Raw genomic sequence first — 1819 nt, 5'->3', positions numbered from 1 at the left:
GTTGCCATGAACTGTTCGTATGCGTATTCGGGATGACTACAATCCGATCCCGATGAATGTACGAGCGACTACAATCCAGTTCGGCCTGTGCATGGGCTGTCACGATTCGGCCTGGTCGATGACCAGAGGCCATACTCCATTCCATGCATGTAGTTCGAACTACACACGACACAGTTCGGTTTGTCCAGGTGCTATGACCCGTTTCGGGTGAACGATCAGGCTAGAATTCGGTTTCATTCACTGTATTTGGTGCAACAACTTATGAACCGTTCGATCCTTCGTCCGCATATACAGATAGCGGCGATTCTTGCTGTTGCGTTATTGGGATTCTTATGTCCCAGAGATGCAAGAGCTCAGCTCTATACCGAGATTTCCGGTGGTTCCGGAAGTAGCCGGTTCTGGCGAGCTGTCGCTAATCCGAACCCGTTCAGTGACAACTACTGGACGAATCGTACGCAGGTACTCATCCGTGCATCGGAAGCTGCCGCATACGGCATGATGCCGGGTCTCATGGAGTCGATGTCCTTCAACTTCCGGAACATCACACCGTATACCGGACGCCGATTCACGCTCAAGGTGAAGTTCGTCACCGCTCCCGACGTTCCGTATCCGATGGAGAACAACGGCTTCACGACCGTTTTCGAGAGCTCATCCGTCGATTTCCCGACGGTCGCCAACACACCGACATGGGTGAAGTTCCCGTTCTCCGCACCCATGCAGTGGGACGGTGCCAAGCACATCCTCTTCGAGATCTGTACCTATCGTAATGCCACGACCTTCGTCTTTCCTGAATTCGAGTACACCAACGTCGTACCTGGATTCCTGACGATGGGCTGGGCCGTCGCGAACGGTGTCGACTATTGCAGTGGTGTTACCTGGTATACGGGACGCTACACGCAGCGCCCCGTCGTTCGTATCGGTATGGCCGGTATCGACCATTCGTTCCCGGACGACGTCGACCCGCGCCGCGTACTCAGGGCTGGTGCCGTATATGACGGCTCGACACCCGAATTTCCGCGCCCTTCGCTGTCCTTCTTCCAGTCCGCAGGCCAGAACGTCAGCCTGACGTACCGGATATCCGGTCCTCTGCCGTCCAACAACATCATCTACGAGGGACGTCAGGGAGCGAGCAGCGTGATGTCGTACGTCGCTGCATCTAATGGACTCTATACATTCGAAATACCGAATGCCGTTGGCCCTGCCGCAGGTCCGAACGGCATCCTGAATCTTACGGCCATCCAGGGTGGTGTCTACGTACTCGATGCTACCTATGCCAGTGCGGGCGGAACGTTGACGCACAGGCGTGAATTCAACATCGCCTTCGACAACGACGTTGCCGTTCGTGCCATCCGTTCGCCGATGGAAGCACCCCGGAAGTATCCCCGCGGTGTAGCCCTGCCGGTATCGGCACAGATGCAGAACGTCGGTCTGAATTCTCTTGGCCAGATTCGTGCCATCGCCATCATCCGTCGCTCGCCGGGTGGACAGGAAGTCTATCGCGATACGCTGATCGTCGATGAGCCGTTGCGTACGAGCGAAATCCGTACTCTCGATTTCAAGAATTTCACGGCCCAGGACGTTTCGAACTGGTCGCTCCAGGTCTGTGCGGAGATGCTCGATGCAACCGACAGGCAGGAAGGGAATAACTGCGTTCCTGTCACGGGCCAGTATATCTTCCAGACGCTGCACAACGAGGAAGTCGGTACGCTGGCACTGGATGCTCCGGTGACGACGACCGGCCAATACTATGCGAAGCGTCCATTCACGCCTCGCGGCCGCATCGTCAACGGCGGTATCCAGGATCTGTCGAACATTCCGG

At 56.2% G+C, this 1819-nt stretch carries 1 pseudogene; it reads left to right on the top strand.

Annotated features, from left to right (window positions below):
• The first annotated feature begins 261 nt into the window (after window positions 1-261).
• A pseudogene (locus BGO89_05200) lies at window positions 262-1819 on the top strand (hypothetical protein).

Origin of the sequence: Candidatus Kapaibacterium thiocyanatum, assembly GCA_001899175.1 — a bacterium.
GTDB lineage: Bacteria > Bacteroidota > Ignavibacteria > Kapaibacteriales > Kapaibacteriaceae > Kapaibacterium > Kapaibacterium thiocyanatum.
The sequence above is the reverse complement of the archived record's forward strand: the minus strand, read 5'-3'. Positions and strand labels throughout refer to the sequence as shown.